A 19,361-nucleotide genomic window follows, 5' to 3' on the forward strand; every position below is an offset into this window, starting at 1 on the left:
ATATGCAAGAATATAATCAACCACTACGTATTGGTGTGGGTGGTCCTGTTGGATCAGGAAAAACCGCACTGTTAGAAGTTCTTTGTAAAGCAATGCGCGACACTTATGAAATCGCGGTTGTGACTAACGATATTTATACTCAAGAAGATGCCAAGATCTTAACGCGTGCTGAAGCATTAGATGCGGATCGTATTATTGGTGTCGAAACGGGCGGTTGCCCTCATACTGCTATTCGTGAAGACGCATCAATGAACCTTGCGGCGGTTGAAGAATTAGCTATGCGCCACAAAAATCTTGATATCGTTTTTGTGGAAAGCGGTGGTGATAACTTAAGTGCGACATTTAGCCCTGAGCTTGCTGATTTAACTATTTACGTCATTGATGTTGCCGAAGGTGAAAAGATCCCTCGTAAAGGTGGTCCTGGTATTACTCATTCCGATCTACTCGTGATCAACAAGATCGATCTAGCACCTTATGTTGGAGCATCATTAGAAGTGATGGAAGCAGACACAGCAAGAATGCGTCCTGTGAAGCCTTATGTTTTCACAAATCTAAAAGAAAAAGTGGGCTTGGAAACGATTATCGATTTTATCATTGATAAAGGGATGTTAAGACGCTAACTACTTGTTGAGTAAAGGCGAGTTTTAGTCGAGAAAGAAACTGATAGTATCGGTCATTTTATTATAAAGACCGATACTGTCAGGATAATCTAAAAACGATATTAGCAATGGGATCAGTTAAGGTAAGTAAATGCGGTAGTGACTTTTACTACCCCTTTGGTTTCACTGGCAATTTTTGCAACAGCAGCCCCTTCTTGGCGGGTTAAAATACCAAACAAGAACACTTCACCATTTTCAGTGATCACTTTTACAGAAGAGGATTTTACTGAATCACTGCCTAAAATTTGAGAGCGAACTTTGGTTGTTAACCATGTATCTGAAGATGCTGTGCCTAATGTCACAGGCTCACCTTGGCGCACTTCGTTGTAGACGTTATTCACCCCTTCAACCTGACTTGCGACTTGTTTTGCTGTATTCGCAACAGACATATCAGGGCTTTGACCTGTTAACAGAATATTGCCTTGATAAGCAGTCGCCACAATACGTGAATTACTTTTCTTGATCTGTTCGTTTTTGTTTAGAGCACCAGAAACACGAGCTTCCAAGGTACCATCGTCAACTTGTTGCCCTAATGAGCGAGGATCGGTTGCAGTTTTACCCGCAACTGCGGCTGTGCCGACAACAGCTGCGCCGATACAACCTTGCAGTAAAAGTGCAGAACACAGCACTGCAGTGATAGGAAGCAATTTCATAGTAACTCCTTAGTCATCCTGATGTGGGAATAATGTATTATCAATCAAATCACAGAGACAATTGACTGTTAGCATCTGAACTTCCTGTATTCTGACGGTGCGTTGAGATGGAATACGAATTTCAACGTCTTGAGGACCTAATAATCCGGCAAGCTCTCCGCCATCATAACCTGTTAATGCAACAATGGTCATATCTCGTGTAACAGCGGCTTCAACGGCTTTAATAATACTTCTGCTGTTACCGTGCGTTGAGATAGCAAGTAGCACATCTCCAGCTTGTCCTAATGCACGCACTTGTTTTGCATAGATTTCATCGTGCTGCTGATTCCCCATAATTGCAGTCATCACAACGCTATCTGTGTTTAACGATAATGCAGGCAAGCTTGGGCGCTCAGTTTCAAAACGATGGATCATGCTTGCGGCAAATCGCTGTGCTGTTGCTGCTGAGCTACCGTTTCCACAGCTTAATATTTTATGGCCGTTTAACAAAGATTGAACCATCATCATGGCGGCTCTGGAAATGGCATCTGGTAATGCTTCTGCTGCTGCAATTTGAGTTTGAATACTCTCTGTAAAGCAGACTTTGATTCTATCAAGCACGTTAAGACCTATATAATCTAATTTAACGAATAAATTCCGTATAATCGAGAATGTTTTTTAACCATATTAGCTGGCGTTGATTAAATGCACAAATGTCAAAGCGACAGTCTGATGTCTCGATACTTTCTTGGCGTTGTGCTAACCAACACTGTGCTGTACGCCACAAGCGACGTCGTTTTGAGGGAGTAATAGAGCTTATTGCATCACCAAATAAGATGTTACGTCTAAAACGAACCTCAACAAATACCCATGTCCTCTTTTCCTGCATAATAAGATCAATTTCTCCGCAGGGATATCGGACATTACGCTCAATCAATATTAATCCTTGTTGGCGTAAATATTTTAGCGCTTTTTGCTCATAATACAGCCCTAAAAAATAAGGGCTTTTAGAAAAAATCATCCATGATTTCCTTCTTTATCTCACTCATAAAATAAACCGCCTTTATGGCGGTTTATTTTAATGATAACTAAATATGTGTATTACTGTACCACAGGTTCAATTTTACCTTGTTTAAACTGCATCCAAGGAAGTTCTCTATAAACAGTACAGTTGTTTTCAACACGTAATGAACCTGAAATACCATTAAAACGTAATGTGCCTTTTGTCAGATCATTGTAATTGTTTGCTAATGACCATGCATCAATTCCCATGGCATAAAGACGCATTAATGAGTAATCGTTCGCAAACTTGCTGGATGCTTTTTGCATTAACGGCAAATTAGCGCCAGCCATCAATGGAATATCACTAAATTGAATACCATCCATCTCCATACGGAAATCAGGGCCTGTTCCACCTTGGTTACTCCGCGAACTAACATAAATTGGTGGACGTTTTTGGGTGCTGATCGCCATATCAATCATTGGCTTAATTAAGGTTAATTCATCGCTGGTGGCAATGATGTAAACCGAATCAATGGCACCACCCACAGATGGAATAGATTGTGTCTCTAATGGTAAAGGTGCATTAGCTGTTGGTAGAACAGGCGTACCTGTCATACGAATACCCACACCACGGTTAATAGAGGCTTTTAAGCTATCAACAGAACTAAAAGTTTGTTGTAAAACGGTGCCACCACCTGTGCGTTGCCACTCATCAGCAAATGTTTGAGCCATTCTTTGACCAAATTTATTATCAGGAACAATAATTAATGGGTTTGATTTTTGTTGCTGACGTAAATGTTGTGCCGCATTACGTGTTTCATCTTCTGGCGAAAGCGAGAAGAAGCAAACCGTGGTTGCAGAAGGCACATTATCTAACTCATTGAGTGCTAATACAGGTAAACCACTTTGAAGCTCTATCGTCTTCATGACTTCAGGTTTTAGCAGCGGGCCAACAATTAAGTTAGCGCCGTCTTGTTGCACTTTTTTCATTAAAACATCAATAGGCTGGCTATTGGTATCATAAACAATTACTTGGCGTGAGTTTTGTGCAACAGGATCTAAGCGTAATGTTGTATCACCAGAAAATGTTGAGCTCTCTTTTTCTTGATTTTGAGTCGCTTGCGTATTTTCGGTTGTTTCTTTTGCCGTATCTGTTGCTGGTGTCTCTGTATTATTGATGCCCAACTCTTCTAAAATTGATGCAAGGCTGTCATCTTTTTTAGGCTCTTGCGGTGCTGTCGGCATAGCTTGAGGTTGCGGTAAACCACTTTGTGCATCAAGGAAACCTTGGCGAATAGCTTCACCAAAGACTTTCGCTTGCCCTGTTAAAGGTAATAATAATGCGATTTGGCTACTCGTACTTACAGAGGGTTGTGAAAGACGTAATAATGATGCTGGAAGGGTTAATGCAGCTGGATTACGAGGATAGCGAGTCTGCCATTCTCTGACTGCTGCTGATAGCTTATCAGCATCATCTTTGTTGTATTCATAGGTATTCAGTAAATCTAACCAACCTTGCAGTGTATTTTCATCTGCTTTGATAACAACGCCACGGCGTTGCTCTGGTGTGAGTTTGGTTAGCGTGAGCCATGTATCATCAATATTTTTCTGATGCAGTTGAGGATCAGTAATTAATGTTTCTAACCCAATATAGGCTCTAATAACATCTAAAGATGCTAGCCCTTGAGCGTCATCAATCACTTTTTGAAATTGTTTCATCTCCATTTCTGCTTTTGCAGCTGGAGTGAGAGGTTGTTCTTGTTGCCCCGTCAGGGTACAACCTGACATAATCAACGCAGAGAGTATCGCAGTATAGGATAAACCTGTTTTAAAACGCACAAAAATTGAGGAAAGCATACTGTACCCAGTGATGTTTTATAATTATGCTCAATTTTAAATCGGTCATTCGGAATAAACAATGAATCAACCTAATCGAGCAGCGGTAACGACATCCACACTGTACATAGTACCCACACCTATTGGTAATCTGGGCGATATCACCCAGCGGGCACTTGATGTGCTGTCTCATGTCGATTTAATTGCTGCAGAAGATACCCGTCATACAGGGCTTCTATTACAGCACTTTGCCATTAACGCACGTTTGTATGCGTTACATGATCATAATGAACAGCAAAAAGCGGATCAACTAATTAGCAAATTACAACAGGGGCTAAGTATCGCATTAGTCTCTGATGCAGGTACACCATTAATTAACGATCCTGGCTATCATTTAGTCAATCAATGTCGTAAGAATGGCATCAATGTCGTGCCATTACCCGGTGCTTGTGCTGCTATTACGGCACTTTCTGCGGCAGGGCTTCCTTCTGATCGTTTTTGTTATGAAGGATTTTTGCCAGCAAAAACAAAAAGTCGTCAAGATTGTTTACGCGCATTATCAGAAGAGCCTCGTACATTGATTTTTTATGAATCAACACATCGGCTGTTAGATAGTTTAGCTGATATGGTGACAGTTTGGGGTGAAGATCGCTACGTAGTATTAGCGAGAGAGCTCACAAAAACGTGGGAAACTATTCAAGGCATGCCTGTTGGTGAATTACTTAAGTGGGTACTTGAAGATGAAAACCGTCGTAAAGGTGAAATGGTATTAATTGTTGAAGGTTATGAAAAACCCGTTGATGACGATTTTTCCCCAGAAGTATTACGGACACTTGCGATTTTACAAAAAGAGTTACCACTGAAAAAAGCGGCAGCAGTCACTGCTGAGATTTATGGCGTGAAGAAAAATGCACTCTATAAACATGTCATTGAGCAAAATGGTGAAGCTCAAGACGAGTAAAGTGATTTTTTAGCTTCTTTTGCTATACATTTTCTACCAAAATCCCTATAATCCGCACCCTGAGTTGACTAGACAACCGCTGCTTTATCGTTGTCCCTTCGGGGGAGACGGATAGAGGGGAGGAAAGTCCGGGCTCCACAGGGCAGGGTGCCAGATAACGTCTGGGAGGCGCGAGCCTACGACAAGTGCAGCAGAGAGTAAACCGCCGATGGCCTGTTTACAGGATCAGGTAAGGGTGAAAGGGTGCGGTAAGAGCGCACCGCGCAACTGGTAACAGTTTGTGGCATGGTAAACTCCACCCGGAGCAAGACCAAATAGGGGTTCTTATGGTGCGGCCCGCATTGAACCCGGGTAGGTTGCTGGAGCCAGCGCGCAAGTTCTGGCCTAGATGAATGGTTGTCCACGACAGAACCCGGCTTAACGGTCAACTCACCTCATAAAAAACCCTCGATTCACACTGTGTTTCGAGGGTTTTCTGTTTTTAAGCCAATCCAAATCAACTATCACGAAATAATATCAATAAACAAGCCACGAAACTCAGCCGAGCTTTTTAACGTGATACTGTGGCTCTCTTGGATGAAAGCTCCATCACCACACTGAATTTGCCCATTTTCTTGTGTTGATGTTTGCAAATAGGTGCCACCTTTTATGGATTGTAAAAAGCCTTTCTGTCCTTTTATTGGCAGCGTAATTTCATCGCCTGCTTGCAAATGAATATGATAAAGCCAAATTGTTTGCCTTAATATTAATGAGCCATCATCACCGGTAGGTGAAGCTAACAATTGATATTTTAAGTTTTCATCTAAAGCCAATTTTTGTGAAGCTAAACTTTCTTGTTGTGGACACGCATTTAACCACAACTGAATACGGGTTAACGGTGTATCAGGGCTGCTGTTTCTCTCTATATACGTATCAGTATTATGCGGTGAAATAAGTAAGCACTCATTTTCTTTTGCCGTCACTGTACGCCCCATATTATCAAGGTATGTCGCTTCTCCTTGAAGGATCAAGTTAACCACATCAACATGAGGATAAGTCTTTGCTTTAAATTCAGAATTTGGGGCAAGCACTTCTTGGTTGAGAACTCTTAGCGTGCCGTAGTCTAAAAAATGAGGGTCAAAGTAGTGGCCAAAGGAAAATGTGTAGCGAGCTTGTAGCCAGCCATAGTCCGCTTTGCCACACTGTTGTGCTGTTCTGTATTTTATCATAGCGGTATTTTTCGAGTAGATTATCAATATATTTATCATAGAGGTATGGACTGTCTATTGTTAGCAAGTTAATCTGGTGCCTATAATCAAATTATTTGATAGAGATAAGTATAATGAGTAAAGACAAAGCAATTACGTTGGAATCTTTACGAGTCATGGATGCCATTGATCGTAGAGGGAGTTTTGCAGCTGCAGCTGATGAACTAAATCGAGTTCCATCGGCACTCAGTTATACCATGCAAAAATTAGAAGAAGATTTAGATGTTGTCCTTTTTGACCGTTCTGGCCATAGAACTAAATTTACTAATGTCGGCAGAATGCTACTTGATAGAGGACGCATATTACTTGAGGCTGCCGACAAATTAACGTCAGATGCCGAAGCCTTAGCAAGAGGCTGGGAGCCTCATATCACCATTGTTTGTGAAGCTCTTACTCCTGCATCTAGACTCTTTCCTTTGGTTGATAAATTAGCTGAAAAATCCAATACCCAACTCTCTTTAGTGACAGAAGTCTTAGCTGGTGCTTGGGAAAGCTTAGAAAGCGGTAAATGTGATATTGTGATTTCACCTGATATGCATTTTCGCACTTCATCGGAAATCAACTTTCGTCCTTTATACAATACCACTAGCGTTTATGTTGCCAGCCCAGATCACCCCATCCATAACGAACCTGAGCCATTAGCAGAAGAAACTCGCTTAAAATATCGAGGCATTGCCATTGCAGATACCGCAAGAGAGCGTCCAGTTTTAACTGTACTGCTATTAGATAAACAGCGCCGTTTAACGGTCAGTTCTATTGAAGATAAACGCCGAGCGTTAATTGCAGGTTTAGGTGTAGCGACGATGCCAATTGATTTGATTGAAGATGATATCAAAGAAGGGCGTTTACGTGTTGTTGGCCCTGAATATCACCATGAAAATAATATTATTATGGCATGGCGAAGAGACAGCATGGGCGAAGCAAAATCGTGGTGTTTACGTGAAATACCTAAACTCTTTGCGAACAATAAAAAATAGTTTTTGAAGCTCAGATAATCTTTAGATTTTATGCTTAAAACAAAAAAAGATCCTCTAGAGGATCTTTTTTGTTTCTCAAAGGGTTATTACCAATTTTTATTGAAAATACGATCTAAGCTCCATTTACCTGGACCGGTGATAACCAGTAATAAATATCCACCTGCGATTGTCATATTTTTCATAAACATTAATTGGTTCATGCCTTCAGCAAAATTACTGTGGAACAGTAGTGCGGTTAGAAGAGTAAATACCGCGGTAAAGATTGCTGTTGTGCGAGTTAAGAAACCAAATAAGATTGCTAATCCACCGCCTAATTCTAATAAAATAGTCAGTGGTAATAAGAAACCTGGAACACCCATTGCTTGCATATATTGCTGTGTACCTTCGTAACCACCAATTTTTCCGTAGCCTGCGCTGATAAATAAAATTGGCATTAAAATGCGGGCAATTAATAACGCAATATCTTCAAATTTTTTCATGATGTTTATTCCTAATTAAACTCTATTATTCGCAATGTATATCGATTTGTATTGTATTTTCGTCGGCTATTTTTCTATTTTTAGATTTAATAACCACGGCTACGTTGTGAGATATATAATAATGTGAGTTGAGTAAAGAGGATATTAAGAAGAATTAACATTCTTAGACAAAAAAATTGATGTTCAATCTGAGGTTTTTTTGAAGGACTTTTGGATTGTACGAATTAAACCAATTGCACCGATAGCTCGTTGTCCTAATCGTATGATTTTTTTAGGATGTTTAATGCTGTAAAGAGAAATAAAACTGGCACCCACTAAAAGCGCAGGTTTTAACGAAATGATAATTCTCCATGCTTTATCATAAGGCTCTGTCACATCAAGCCAAGTTTGCGTGCTTTGCCCTAAATCAGAGCGCTGTTGCTGAATTTTATTCAACAACAGCTTTTTACGTCTTGCGAGGATCGCCTGCTTATTTTGTTTGTTCATCATGATATTGCTCCAAAAGACGTTTATCTAATTCCAATTGTTGGCGAGTATCGCCTAACAAGGTGGAATTTCGCGCTTTTCTTAATGTCATGATGGCACCAATCAGTGCACAAAAAAGTAAAGTAGCGGTTGTGATGGCTAAAGCATGGACTCGATATTCAGGTGGAATAACCCAAAAAATCAGAATAAGTAGGCTCATTAAGCCAAAGGCGGTGAGCAACAAAGTAACACCAGCCATTAAAATAAGCTGGATAAGCGTGGTTTTTTCTTCTTCTAGCTCAACGGCAATCAAGTTTAGGCGTGTTTCAACCATGCCTATCATGATAGCGCCAATCTTACTGAGAGAATTCAGAACCCCAGATGCGGGGCCCTGTGGTCTTTGCGTATCACTCATGGGTGATTAGCGTTTAGCTAGAAGAACACCAAGAACAACACCAACTGCAGCACCAATACCGACACCTGTCCACGGATTTTCACGAACATAGTTGTCTGCTTTGCCTGCAATTTCTTTGGTGTTATCGACAATTTCACGACCTGCATCGCTCAATTTTGCACGAGAACCTTTGATTGCCGATTCTGCTTTTGCGCGTAAGCTTTGGATTTCTTCTTTGGATTTATCAGCAGAGGAGTTCAGCACTTCTTCTAGAGTATCAGCAAGAGATTTCAATTCACTACGCAGATCTTCATTTGAACGTTGATGAGACATAATTAACTCCTTTAATAGTGACAGGTTAATACTTATAACCATAGACCAATTTTATCTCTTAATAAAATTAAATATTGATGTAATGAGGTAAAAAAGAGAAAAGTCTTAATTAAACGGGAATATTTACTGTATTACTTGAGATAAAAAAAGAAGAGGTCACCCATAAAATAAAAGCCTGTTCAGTTATCTGAAACAGGCTTTAAGTATGAGTTTTATGACTCTATTTTGTATTCAGAATATCTTGATGTTATTAGAAAAAGCGGCGCTTTAGCTCACTTTCTTTTTCTTTTTAATCACAACCCAGATACTACCAATTAATCCCATAACTAATAGGCAAACTGGTAATAGCATAAGGATATTCATTAAATGGTGTTCATATTGGCGAAAGAGCGGGCTATTACCTAATAAGTAACCTAACGTAGTCAGTATACCAACCCATAAAAGCCCACTTAACCAATTGAAGATTTGAAAGCGCGTGTTGTTTAATCCAGCAAGACCCGCAATCGTTGGCAACAGTGTTCTCACGAAGGCTAAAAAACGTCCAATTAACAGTGCGGCTAAGCCATGACGATGAAAAAGCCCATGAGCACGTTGGTGGTAATGTTCTGGCAGATGCGATAGCCAACTGCGTACTAATTTGGTATTTCCAAGCCATCGCCCTTGAAGATAGCCCAACCAACAGCCTAGGCTCGCGCCTGCAGTCAAAATAAGTAAGGTTAATGGAAAATCCATTGTATCTTTAGCAATTAACACGCCCACTAAAATTAATAAGCTATCTCCTGGTAAGAAAGCTGCGGGCAATACTCCGTTTTCTAGGAATAGTATGGTGAATAATAAAATGTAGATAATCCATATTAATGAAGGATTAGCTAAGGTTTCGTAATCTTGGTGCCATAGCGCCAAGAATAGCTCTCTTACGATTTCCATATAAAAGGCTTCCTAAAACTGAGTCATTTGGGGGTAAATATAGAATCAATAGGTGTTGTAATCTATTTACCCGTTTTCTACTTCATAGGGTCTATTTTTCATTGTTTAAAACAGCAACACTCTAACAAAATCATGAAAAACTAGACAGAAAATTTTTTAACTGGATGACGACACTATTTATACATGGATATTGGATCTCGAAAAATAGACATCTAATCTCTTTTTGAGTTCAGAATAGGCGCTTTTTAAAAAGAAAAACTTAAGAAGAGGGATAATACCAAGAGGTGTTTTCTATTTTATAGCGTTCATAAAAGATAAGTTTTTAATATTATTTGCGAAAAAATAAAACATTATCTTGTTTATTATTTATTCAAATAAAGAAGGGCTAGAGAGAATAATTGTTAGTGATAATGTTAATAAAAAAGACTATTAATGGATTAAGAAAATATAAAAGAAGAGAAACAAAATAAAAAATAAGTAAGATGACTAGGTATAACTTACTGATAATAATAATTTCTTTCATTTCATGTCGGTCTATTAAAAAGAACAAAATCCTATTATGATCACAGTTATGTTATTTTATTGTTAACAAAAACGGTTAATGCTGTATATTTTGCATAATCAGCTTTTCAGCGCGATTCAATTCCTTATACTGGCATTGCAAACACTCAAAAATGCCTTTTTTAAATATTATTTTAAGTAATGGAATAGCTATGGATAAACAACAATCCAGAGTCTTCAGCCTGTTCTTTCAGGGAAGTCTCGTTAAACAAATTCTCGTGGGATTAGTCGCAGGGATCTTACTTGCTTGGTTAGCGCCAGAAGCTGCCAAGATGATGAGCCTGTTAGGTACTCTGTTTATTAGTGCATTAAAAGCTGTTGCCCCTATCTTAGTTTGGGTACTGGTTATGGCTTCAATTGCAAACCACCGCCAAGGGCAAAAATCTAATATTCGTCCTGTATTAATTTTATATCTGTTAGCAACGTTCTTTGCTGCGTTAACCGCAGTTGTTGCCAGCTTTATGTTCCCATCAGTTTTAACGTTAGTTGTTAACGAATCACAATTGTCACCACCTGAAAATATTGCTGAAGTTCTTAAAGGCGTATTAATTAATGTGGTTGCAAACCCTGTTGATGCGCTTATCAATGGTAACTATATGGGCATTTTAGCGTGGTCTATCGGGCTTGGTTTAGCATTACGCCACGCAAGTGATACTACTAAAGCCTTAACGCAAGATTTAGCTGACGCAGTAACTAACTTAGTGCGTGTTGTTATTCGTTTAGCGCCTATCGGTATTTTCGGCTTAGTGTCATCAACGATTGCAACAACAGGCTTTGAAGTCTTAGCTGGTTACTTACAAGTTCTTGCTGTATTGATTGGCTGTATGTTGTTCGTTGCTTTAGTCGTGAATCCACTGATCGTATTTTGGAAAATCCGCAGTAATCCATATCCATTAGTATGGGCATGTTTGCGTGAAAGTGGTGTAACTGCCTTCTTTACACGTAGCTCAGCTGCAAATATTCCAGTGAATATGGCAATGTGTCGTCGTATGAATTTAAACGAAGATACTTATTCTGTTTCAATTCCATTAGGTGCAACCATCAATATGGGGGGTGCTGCAATCACTATCACTATTTTGACATTAGCTGCGGTTAATACACTGGGTATGCCAGTTGATATTCCAACAGCGTTATTGTTAAGCCTTGTTGCTGCGATTTGTGCGTGTGGTGCATCAGGTGTTGCAGGTGGTTCTTTACTGTTAATTCCACTGGCTTGTAGCATGTTTGGTATAAGCAATGATATCGCTATGCAAGTGGTTGCTGTGGGCGTGATGATCGGAGTGTTACAAGATTCAGCTGAAACTGCACTGAACTCATCAACTGACGTTCTGTTTACTGCAACAGTTTGTATTGCTGAAGATAATCGTATTTCAGAAAATCCATTAACTGAAAAAAATAATGGGTAAAAAGGGTAAGTAGTAAGACAGGAAGAGTAGTAAAAATAATAATTAATAAAAAAATAAACCCCACATTTTGTGGGGTTTATTTTTGTCTTGCTAACCTTAATTGATTAAATTTCGAGGGCGAGTTCTGTGCCTTGCCTAATAGCGCGTTTTGCATCTAATGCACTGGCATCTTTTGCTCCACCAATAAGATGAACTGTTTTGTTTCCTTTTTCTAAAGGCGTAAGCAATGGGTGATAAGCGCGTTGCCCTGTACACAATATAATGTTATCGGCAGGGATAAGCTGTTGCTTTCCATCCTGTTCAATAATGAGACCTTCTGGTGTGATCCTTTGATAGTTGCAATGGGTTAAAAATTTAACGCCTTTTTTCTCTAGCGTTAAACGATGTATCCAACCCGTTGTTTTACCTAAGCTTAAGCCTATTTTCCCTGCTTTACGCTGTGTCATAACAATGTGTTTAGTATCGTCTTTTGAATGATTAGCGGGTTTTATGCCACCACGATAAGAAAGAGTCGGATCAATGCCCCACTCTTTATTAAAGGCACAAGGACTCAGGCTACTACATTGCCCTTTTTGCGTAAGATAAAGGCTGGTATCAAAGCCAATTCCGCCACTCCCCATGATCACGATATTTTTACCTACGGGCTGGTGGTATTTAAGAACGTCGAGATAAGATTTCACAATGGGATCATCAAGTCCTTCAATCTCAGGGATATGAGGTTTAACGCCACTTGCTAAAATCACTTCATCAAAGTTTTCAAGATGTTCAGGAGTGGCTTCGGTATTATTTTTAACAATGACTCCCGTGAGTTGTAATTGTCGTTTGAAGTAACGTAATGTCTCTTTAAATTCTTCTTTCCCCGGAATTTGGCTGGCGATATTAAGTTGACCACCAATCACATCTTCTTTTTCAAACAGGGTGACATGATGGCCTCGTTTCGCGGCGGTTACCGCAAAAGATAATCCCGCGGGTCCCGCACCAACAACAGCCAGTTTTTTAGGTTGTTGAGTTGGAATAACCAGAAGTTCGGTTTCTTGACAAGCAAAGGGATTAACTAAACAAGAGGCGGTTTGACCTGAAAATATTTCATCAAGGCATGCCTGATTGCAAGCAATGCAAGTATTGATTTCATCTTCGCGCCCCTGTTGTGCTTTAAGCACAAATTCAGGATCAGCAAGGAAAGGGCGAGCCATTGAAACCATATCAGCACAGCCTTCAGCTAAAATAGCTTCTGCGGTTTGTGGTGTGTTAATTCGGTTTGATGTAATCAGTGGGATATTCAACTTTCCCATTAATTCGCGTGTGATATTCGCAAATTGACCTCTTGGTACCATCGTGGCAATGGTCGGAATTCGCGCTTCATGCCAACCGATCCCTGTATTAATCATTGTAGCGCCCGCTTTTTCAATGGCTTTGGCAAGATAAAGTACCTCTGATGCCTCTGCGCCATCTTTGATTAAATCCAACATAGAAAGGCGGTAAATAATAATAAACGGCTCACCCACGGCTTTTTTAATGCCTTCAAGAATTCGTAAAGCAAAGCGACAACGATTTTCGATATTTCCTCCCCACTGATCGTCTCGCTGATTAGTGTGTCTGACTAAAAACTGATTAATTAAATAGCCTTCTGATCCCATTATCTCAACACCATCATAACCCGCCTTTTGAGCTAATTGAGCACAATGAATGTAATCATTGATGGTTTGTTCGATTTGTTCATGACTCATGGCTTTTGGCATAAACGGGGTGATTGGCGATTGAATAGCTGAAGGTGCAACTAAATTAGGTTGGTAGCTATAACGACCTGTATGCAATATCTGTAATGCAATTTTACCGCCTTGTTGATGAACCGCATTAGTAACAAGTTGATGAGTTGCCAGTTGGCTTTCAGATATCAATGTTGCAGCGTGTGGCAATAACACGCCTTGTTTATTGGGAGAGATCCCGCCAGTCACTATTAGTGCAACACCTGCCGCGGCTCTTTGGGCATAAAACTGTGCAAGTTTTGGGGCATCATTCGGATTTTCTTCAAGTCCAGTATGCATAGAGCCCATAAGAATACGGTTTTTAAGTACGGTAAACCCTAAATCAAGAGGCGAAAATAGATGAGAATAATGTGCCATCAGATACCCTTTTTATACTGGTCAGATGAGATATCTATTAGCATAACGAGAAGTGAGTAATTAAGAGTTTATTATGTTAATAAGTTGTGATCTTAATCATGGAAAAGGTGAATAGAGGACTATAAATCAATAATAATCTAAGTGATTAGTTAATGAGAACAAATAGTGATAATAAAAATCACACTCATTCATAATATTTCATCATATAATGTAGTGTACCTATTAATACGCATTAAAAACACACATCACTATTTTGAATTTGGAGACGTTATGATTAATAAATTTAATCAACTTGTTGACTGTTCTGACTTGGGTAAATTGGTATTACGTGTTTCTCTTGGGGTTTTAATGTTATTACATGGACTTCATAAAATGGAACCGGGTGGATTAGCAGGTATTCAGGGAATGTTGACCAATGCTAATCTACCTGCATTTATTGCTTATGGCACAGTGATTGGAGAAGTTGTTGCACCTATTCTACTGATTATTGGTTTATTTACTCGTGCTTCAGCGCTAGTTTTAGCGGGTACAATGTTTGTTGCTGTACTGATGGTGCACTCAGGTGATTTATTTGCATTAAACCCTAAAACAGGGGGATGGGCGCCAGAAAGCGCGGGCTTCTATTTATTTGCGGCAATTGCTGTCATGTTTTTAGGTAGCGGTCGTTTCGCTGTTAAGAAAGATTAATAAATTTAATAATCAATAAATTTGAATATTATCTTTATAACTTGATTAAAATAGATGATTAAACGCCCAGTTCTCACACTATATGCAGACGAGATCTGGGCGTTTTATTTTAGGCGACTTTATAGCTTATCGTTTTCAACCTAAGTTATTTTTATTTTTGATTTGGTGGCGTTAATTTAAATACTTTTTCATTTTCGCCTAGCCACTGACGAGCTACTTGGTTTATATCGTTAACACTTAATGTTTTTATAATGGCAGGATCAGTAAGTAAACGCTGATACTGCTGGTCATCAGTTGCAACTTGTGCAAGGGCATCTGTCCAATAGCTTGCACTGTCATTTACCTGTGAATTTTCAGTTAGCCAGATATTTTTAGCCTCTTGTAACTCTTTATCTGTAATGCCTGACTGCTTAACTTCGTTGACCACTTTACGCGCGAGAGTAATTAATTCATCTGCACGCTCAGGTGATGCTGTAAAGTTTAAACGGCCAGTATAGTAGCTTGTAGGGACTTTCGTTAACATTTCAGAGAAACCAAGTGAATAAATACCACCTGCTTTTTCACGTAGATTAAGTCTTAAGCGTTGGCTGATCACCGTATCGAGTAAATTTAGCGCTAATACTTGTTGCTGTGACCATTGAGCTGACGCTGCATATTGAATGCTAATCATGCTCTTATCACTACTTGCAATAGGATATGTTTTGCTAAACGAGGTAAGTTTAGGATTAATAGCGGGATCTGCCCAAAATAAGCGTTGCTCTGAACGTGTTGGCAGACTCGCAATCCAACGCTCAATAAGAGGTTTAACTTGATTTAGATTAACTGGGCCACTGATAACTAATGTCATATCAGCAGGTTGCCCTAAAATCATTTGGTTGGTTTGCTGTAATTGTTGGGCAGTAAACTGCTTCCAAGCACCTTGAGGAGAAACCACTAAACGATTGCCATTTTGATAACTTTCTTTATTGATATTATCTAAGAAGGTGCGTTCAACAGGTGTTTTTGAGATCCCTAATGCCATCGCTTGTTTTTGTTGCTCTAACTTCTCGCCATTAAATTGCGGTGACGTGATTTTTAAGTGCATTAACGTGAGTAAAGTTTCCAACTCATCAATGGGGGCTTCACCACGAAAACCGTGGAATAACAGTTCGCTATAAGGACGTAAACTAATTTGGTGTTGTTTGGTAAATAACGCCAATTCCCGTGCATTATAATGACCATATCCACTGACTTCAGGTAATTTTAATGCCCATTGCACCATGCCTAAGCTTTGATTGGTTTCAAGGGATGAACCACCCGGAATACGCAATGAAACTTGAATATTATCTTTAAGATAACTGTCATTTTTCACAATCACTTTTACGTTATTGCTCAGTATCCACTCTTGTGTTTTTTCAATCGGCAGTGATTGCGTTGAAACAATGGAGCCTGTTTGTTCAGGTTTGATATCTAACACAACGGCTTGTGTTTTTAACGTAAATGCACCTGGATTTGATTGTCTAATTTCTTGCCAGCGTTGTGCTGCTTTAGTTGCACTAAATACATTGGCATCACTATCAGGACCAATAACCGCCACTCGTGGTGATGCTTGTTTTAGATATTGAGCAAAATAGTGTTCTAGTGTTTCAGGTGTCACTTTATTGATGAGTTGATAGCTTAAATTTAATGCCTGTTTTTTTGTTTGAATTGGCATCTCCAATTCGATCGCGGTGGTAATTTGATTGGCTAAATAATCGTGTTCGTAACGTTCTTCGCCCGCAGCTTGTTGACTTAGACGTTTTAACATTGCATTGCGAGCATTATCTAACTCTTCTTGAGTTACCGGAACAGAGGCTAGGCGTTGAACCTCGGTAAATAAGATATCTAACGCGCCTTGGTAATCATTACCTTTAGGGTGCGCAATCATCAATTGCTGTGAGCGGCGAGCGTCTAACATTGCGCCTTGCGCATTCGCGCTAATGGACGCAATCAAGCCATTATCGACGATAGTTGAGAAGCGTTGATTTAAAATTGATAGCCATAATGAATCCATTAGGTCGTCATATTGACCTTGGCGGCTATTTAAAGGCGCAGGCAAAGTACGTTGCAAGGTAAATTGCAAAATACGTGAGCCTTGTTCTTTATCGAAAATAGTCTTAACGAGTAAATCTTTATGATCGATAAAGTTGTGCCAAGATGGGTCGTCAATCCCTTTGTTCTCGCTATTTTTAGCGTTAAACAGTTGTTTAATATCTGCGATTGCATCGCCTTGATTAAAGTTACCCACCAGCACTAAAGCCATTCTTTCTGGTTGATACCAAGCATCATAATAACGTTTCGCATCTTTTACATCGCCATGTTTAACGATGTCTAAATCGCCAATAGGATCACGATCCAGATAACGGCTACCGTAATAACGTAATTCTTCTAACTGGCGGTTAATTCGAAAACCAATACCTTGGCGCAAACGCCATTCTTCAACAATAACAGGACGCTCTTTATCAAACTCAATAGGGTCAAATGTCATTTCAAATGCCCAATCTGATAAGATTTTTAGCCCTGTTTTAATTTGGATGGGATTTGCATTCGGCAATGACAATTTATAGGTAGTTGCATTTAAACTAGTTGCTGCATTAACGTGGCTACCTAATTTCATGCCTAGGCTTTCAAGTTGTTTAAAGCCCGTTGTACCCGGAAAGTGTGTGGTGCCTTTAAACGCCATATGTTCGGTAAAGTGTGAAAAACCAAGTTGCTTTTCATCTTCTTGTACAGAACCGCTTTTCACTAATAGGCGCATTTCAACGCCAGTTTGTTGGCGTTGCAGTAAGTAGACGTCTAAACCATTATCTAACGTAAAATGGCGAACATCAGGGCGCAGTGATAGCGTATTTTTGTCATTTTGATTAGGGGTGCTTGCAGCACACCCTAAAAGTGAAAGACTGACTGAAACAATCAGTAAATTACGATACATATTCGGTAGCTCCAGCAGGTTGAGAGGAGGGTACGGTAGGGGCTTTTAATGAAAGCACATTATCTGCAATCACATGTGTAAAGCGCTGGTGGCTGACTAAGGCAATACCCGCGGTTGGCAGATGTTGTTTTAGTAACTTCAACATGTTTAATGCATTTTGTTCATCAAGTGCTGATGTGGTTTCATCTAATAAAATAAGCTCTGGTTTATTGAGTAATAAACGGGCAAAAATAAGGCGTTGTTGCTCACCACCTGATAGGCGTGTTGTCCAATCAGTTTCCAGTGAAAGTTGATTTTTTATTTTATCTAAGCCCACCAAATGAAGCGCTTCTTCGTACTCTTTGGCGGAGAATTGATTAGGCTGATAAGGATAAGCGAGCAAACTATCTAAACGCGCAAAAGGCAGATACATACGCTGTGGGATCCAACACACATTTGGTGAGCGTTGAATTTCCCCTTTGAAATAAGGCCAATGTCCACTTAATGCTCTAAGCAGTGTTGATTTACCTAAACCAGAACAACCTTCGATAACGGTTAATTCACCTGCTTTTACAGAGAAATTAATATCTTGGATTAACAGGCTGTTATCTTGCATAAATAGAGAAAGATTGGCTTTCAGCTTAGTCTTTTTATCATTTAAATCAGTGACTTCTGGCTCATGATCGTGCTCTAAAAGCACCACGAAATTGTAAAGACGCGTCACTGTTGCTTGCCATGCAGCAATCTCTTTATAGGAGAAAATAAACCAGCTTAATGCACCCGCAACGCTAGAGAATGCTTGTCTCAACTGCATTAATCCCCCTAGCATTAATTCGCCAGCAAGGAATTTAGGTAAGGCAAAAATAATTGGCGCCATTGCAGTAGCTTGTTGGTAGCCCACAGTGAAGAATGCAAGATTTCTTTCGTAGCGGATAAGGTTATTCCAGTTATGAATAACCCCTAAAAAACGACCCATTAATTCATTACGATCACTGATTTCACCACGTTGGCCTGCAATCGCATCGCCATGTTGTTTACGGGTGATGAGTGCAGTACGGTAATCAGCTTCTTTGCGCTGTTTATCCATATTAATTTTACGCAGTGGCGAACCAATAAACTGCGTAATAGTGATCCCAATAATGGTATACACGATACAAGCCCAGAACATATAGCCAGGAATTGTCCACTCACTCCCACCTAATGTGAAAGAGATAGCGCCAGACAGTGACCAAAGAATGGTGGCAAAAGAGATAAGCGTAAGTAACGAGTGCAAAAATGTCACGGTTAAACGCATTGTTGATTCGATCAGTAAACGAATATCTTCTGCAATACGCTGATCTGGGTTATCAGGCTCTTGAGAAGTGAGTCTTAACATATAGTGTTTACTGTTTTTTGATAACCAGCGATCAAGCACTTGTTCAGTCATGCCTTCTCGCCAGCGAATGACCATTTTTTGGCGTAAAAAATCGCCCATTACTACCACAGTAATTAATCCCGCAATAATAATGACAAATTGTTGAAGGAGCTTGTATAACGCTTGTCCGTCAAGTTGTTGTAATGCGTTATAGAAACTGCCATTCCATTCATTCATTTTGACGTTAAACCAAACCGATGACAGGGTTAAGGTTAACGAGACAATCAATAGAAACCAGCAGTAAAGGGCGGCACGCCGCCCCCAAAAAGGTGAAACTAAATAGAAAAATTGTTTTATTGTTTTCATTGCTTATTGGTCATATTTTTATT

At 39.6% G+C, this 19,361-nt stretch carries 18 protein-coding genes and 1 other RNA gene; 6 read left to right on the forward strand and 13 right to left on the reverse strand.

From position 1 onward, the window contains the following. The first annotated feature begins 2 nt into the window (after window positions 1–2). A complete protein-coding gene (ureG, locus tag F1325_RS02765) occupies window positions 3–620 on the forward strand; it encodes an urease accessory protein UreG (RefSeq protein ID WP_006535303.1) in 618 nt (205 codons plus the stop codon). A 113-nt stretch (window positions 621–733) separates the two neighbouring features. Here ureG and dolP read toward each other — a convergent pair whose 3' ends face one another. The 4 genes from dolP to F1325_RS02785 form a co-directional block, all read right to left on the reverse strand. Then, window positions 734–1,312: a division/outer membrane stress-associated lipid-binding lipoprotein gene (gene dolP, locus F1325_RS02770; protein ID WP_023582845.1), complete on the reverse strand. Its 579-nt coding sequence runs from the start codon at window positions 1,310–1,312 to the stop codon at window positions 734–736. Window positions 1,313–1,321: 9 nt separating this feature from the next. Then, window positions 1,322–1,912, reverse strand: a complete 591-nt coding sequence (gene diaA, locus F1325_RS02775) for a DnaA initiator-associating protein DiaA (protein ID WP_004245257.1) — start codon at window positions 1,910–1,912, stop codon at window positions 1,322–1,324. A gap of 22 nt (window positions 1,913–1,934) precedes the next feature. After that, on the reverse strand, window positions 1,935–2,312 hold the full coding sequence (locus F1325_RS02780; protein WP_109371903.1) for a YraN family protein: 378 nt from the start codon (window positions 2,310–2,312) through the stop codon (window positions 1,935–1,937). Between the two features lie 80 nt (window positions 2,313–2,392). Beyond that, complete coding sequence (locus tag F1325_RS02785; RefSeq protein WP_160229967.1) at window positions 2,393–4,150, reverse strand: penicillin-binding protein activator; 1,758 nt, start codon at window positions 4,148–4,150, stop codon at window positions 2,393–2,395. 61 nt (window positions 4,151–4,211) lie between these two features. Here F1325_RS02785 and rsmI point away from each other — a divergent pair, with 61 nt between their 5' ends. Then, complete coding sequence (gene rsmI / locus F1325_RS02790) at window positions 4,212–5,090, forward strand: 16S rRNA (cytidine(1402)-2'-O)-methyltransferase (protein ID WP_023582842.1); 879 nt, start codon at window positions 4,212–4,214, stop codon at window positions 5,088–5,090. A gap of 60 nt (window positions 5,091–5,150) precedes the next feature. After that, window positions 5,151–5,526, forward strand: an RNA gene (gene rnpB / locus F1325_RS02795) — RNase P RNA component class A. 67 nt (window positions 5,527–5,593) lie between these two features. Here rnpB and F1325_RS02800 read toward each other — a convergent pair. Continuing rightward, window positions 5,594–6,298 (reverse strand): pirin family protein, encoded by a 705-nt coding sequence (locus tag F1325_RS02800; protein ID WP_109371899.1) that lies wholly within the window; start codon window positions 6,296–6,298, stop codon window positions 5,594–5,596. A gap of 113 nt (window positions 6,299–6,411) precedes the next feature. On the opposite strand from F1325_RS02800, the gene F1325_RS02805 reads away from it, so the two are divergent. Continuing rightward, window positions 6,412–7,314, forward strand: a complete 903-nt coding sequence (locus F1325_RS02805; RefSeq protein WP_023582840.1) for a LysR family transcriptional regulator — start codon at window positions 6,412–6,414, stop codon at window positions 7,312–7,314. An 86-nt stretch (window positions 7,315–7,400) separates the two neighbouring features. Here F1325_RS02805 and F1325_RS02810 read toward each other — a convergent pair whose 3' ends face one another. The 5 genes from F1325_RS02810 to F1325_RS02830 form a co-directional block, all read right to left on the reverse strand. Beyond that, a complete protein-coding gene (locus F1325_RS02810) occupies window positions 7,401–7,793 on the reverse strand; it encodes a DoxX family protein (RefSeq protein WP_023580968.1) in 393 nt (130 codons plus the stop codon). A 183-nt stretch (window positions 7,794–7,976) separates the two neighbouring features. Continuing rightward, window positions 7,977–8,282, reverse strand: coding sequence for a YqjK-like family protein (locus F1325_RS02815; protein WP_232797544.1), 306 nt, complete (start codon window positions 8,280–8,282; stop codon window positions 7,977–7,979). Continuing rightward, a complete protein-coding gene (locus F1325_RS02820) occupies window positions 8,263–8,673 on the reverse strand; it encodes a phage holin family protein (RefSeq protein WP_160229968.1) in 411 nt (136 codons plus the stop codon). Before F1325_RS02820 ends, F1325_RS02815 begins: the two co-directional genes overlap by 20 nt. 6 nt (window positions 8,674–8,679) lie before the next feature. Next, window positions 8,680–8,985 carry a DUF883 family protein gene (locus F1325_RS02825; RefSeq protein WP_098941181.1) on the reverse strand — a complete coding sequence of 102 codons (306 nt, stop codon included), beginning with the start codon at window positions 8,983–8,985 and terminating at the stop codon, window positions 8,680–8,682. A gap of 267 nt (window positions 8,986–9,252) precedes the next feature. Next, on the reverse strand, window positions 9,253–9,912 hold the full coding sequence (locus F1325_RS02830) for a DedA family protein (protein ID WP_109371893.1): 660 nt from the start codon (window positions 9,910–9,912) through the stop codon (window positions 9,253–9,255). A 713-nt stretch (window positions 9,913–10,625) separates the two neighbouring features. Between F1325_RS02830 and sstT the strand changes: the two genes are divergently transcribed. Further along, entirely contained in the window at window positions 10,626–11,879 is a 1,254-nt protein-coding gene (gene sstT / locus F1325_RS02835) for a serine/threonine transporter SstT (RefSeq protein ID WP_109371891.1), read from the forward strand. Window positions 11,880–11,983: 104 nt separating this feature from the next. Here the strand turns inward: sstT and F1325_RS02840 are convergent, their stop codons facing one another. Beyond that, a complete protein-coding gene (locus F1325_RS02840; RefSeq protein ID WP_160229969.1) occupies window positions 11,984–14,002 on the reverse strand; it encodes an FAD-dependent oxidoreductase in 2,019 nt (672 codons plus the stop codon). A gap of 270 nt (window positions 14,003–14,272) precedes the next feature. Here F1325_RS02840 and F1325_RS02845 point away from each other — a divergent pair, with 270 nt between their 5' ends. Then, window positions 14,273–14,689 (forward strand): DoxX family protein, encoded by a 417-nt coding sequence (locus tag F1325_RS02845; protein ID WP_109371887.1) that lies wholly within the window; start codon window positions 14,273–14,275, stop codon window positions 14,687–14,689. 151 nt (window positions 14,690–14,840) lie between these two features. On the opposite strand, the gene F1325_RS02850 is transcribed toward F1325_RS02845, so the two are convergent. Continuing rightward, window positions 14,841–17,639 (reverse strand): M16 family metallopeptidase, encoded by a 2,799-nt coding sequence (locus F1325_RS02850; RefSeq protein ID WP_160229970.1) that lies wholly within the window; start codon window positions 17,637–17,639, stop codon window positions 14,841–14,843. Then, window positions 17,629–19,338 carry an ABC transporter ATP-binding protein/permease gene (locus F1325_RS02855; protein ID WP_109371883.1) on the reverse strand — a complete coding sequence of 570 codons (1,710 nt, stop codon included), beginning with the start codon at window positions 19,336–19,338 and terminating at the stop codon, window positions 17,629–17,631. The genes F1325_RS02850 and F1325_RS02855 overlap by 11 nt, the downstream gene beginning before the upstream one ends. Window positions 19,339–19,361 lie beyond the last annotated feature (23 nt).

The organism is Proteus columbae (assembly GCF_009914335.1).
Taxonomy (GTDB): domain Bacteria; phylum Pseudomonadota; class Gammaproteobacteria; order Enterobacterales; family Enterobacteriaceae; genus Proteus.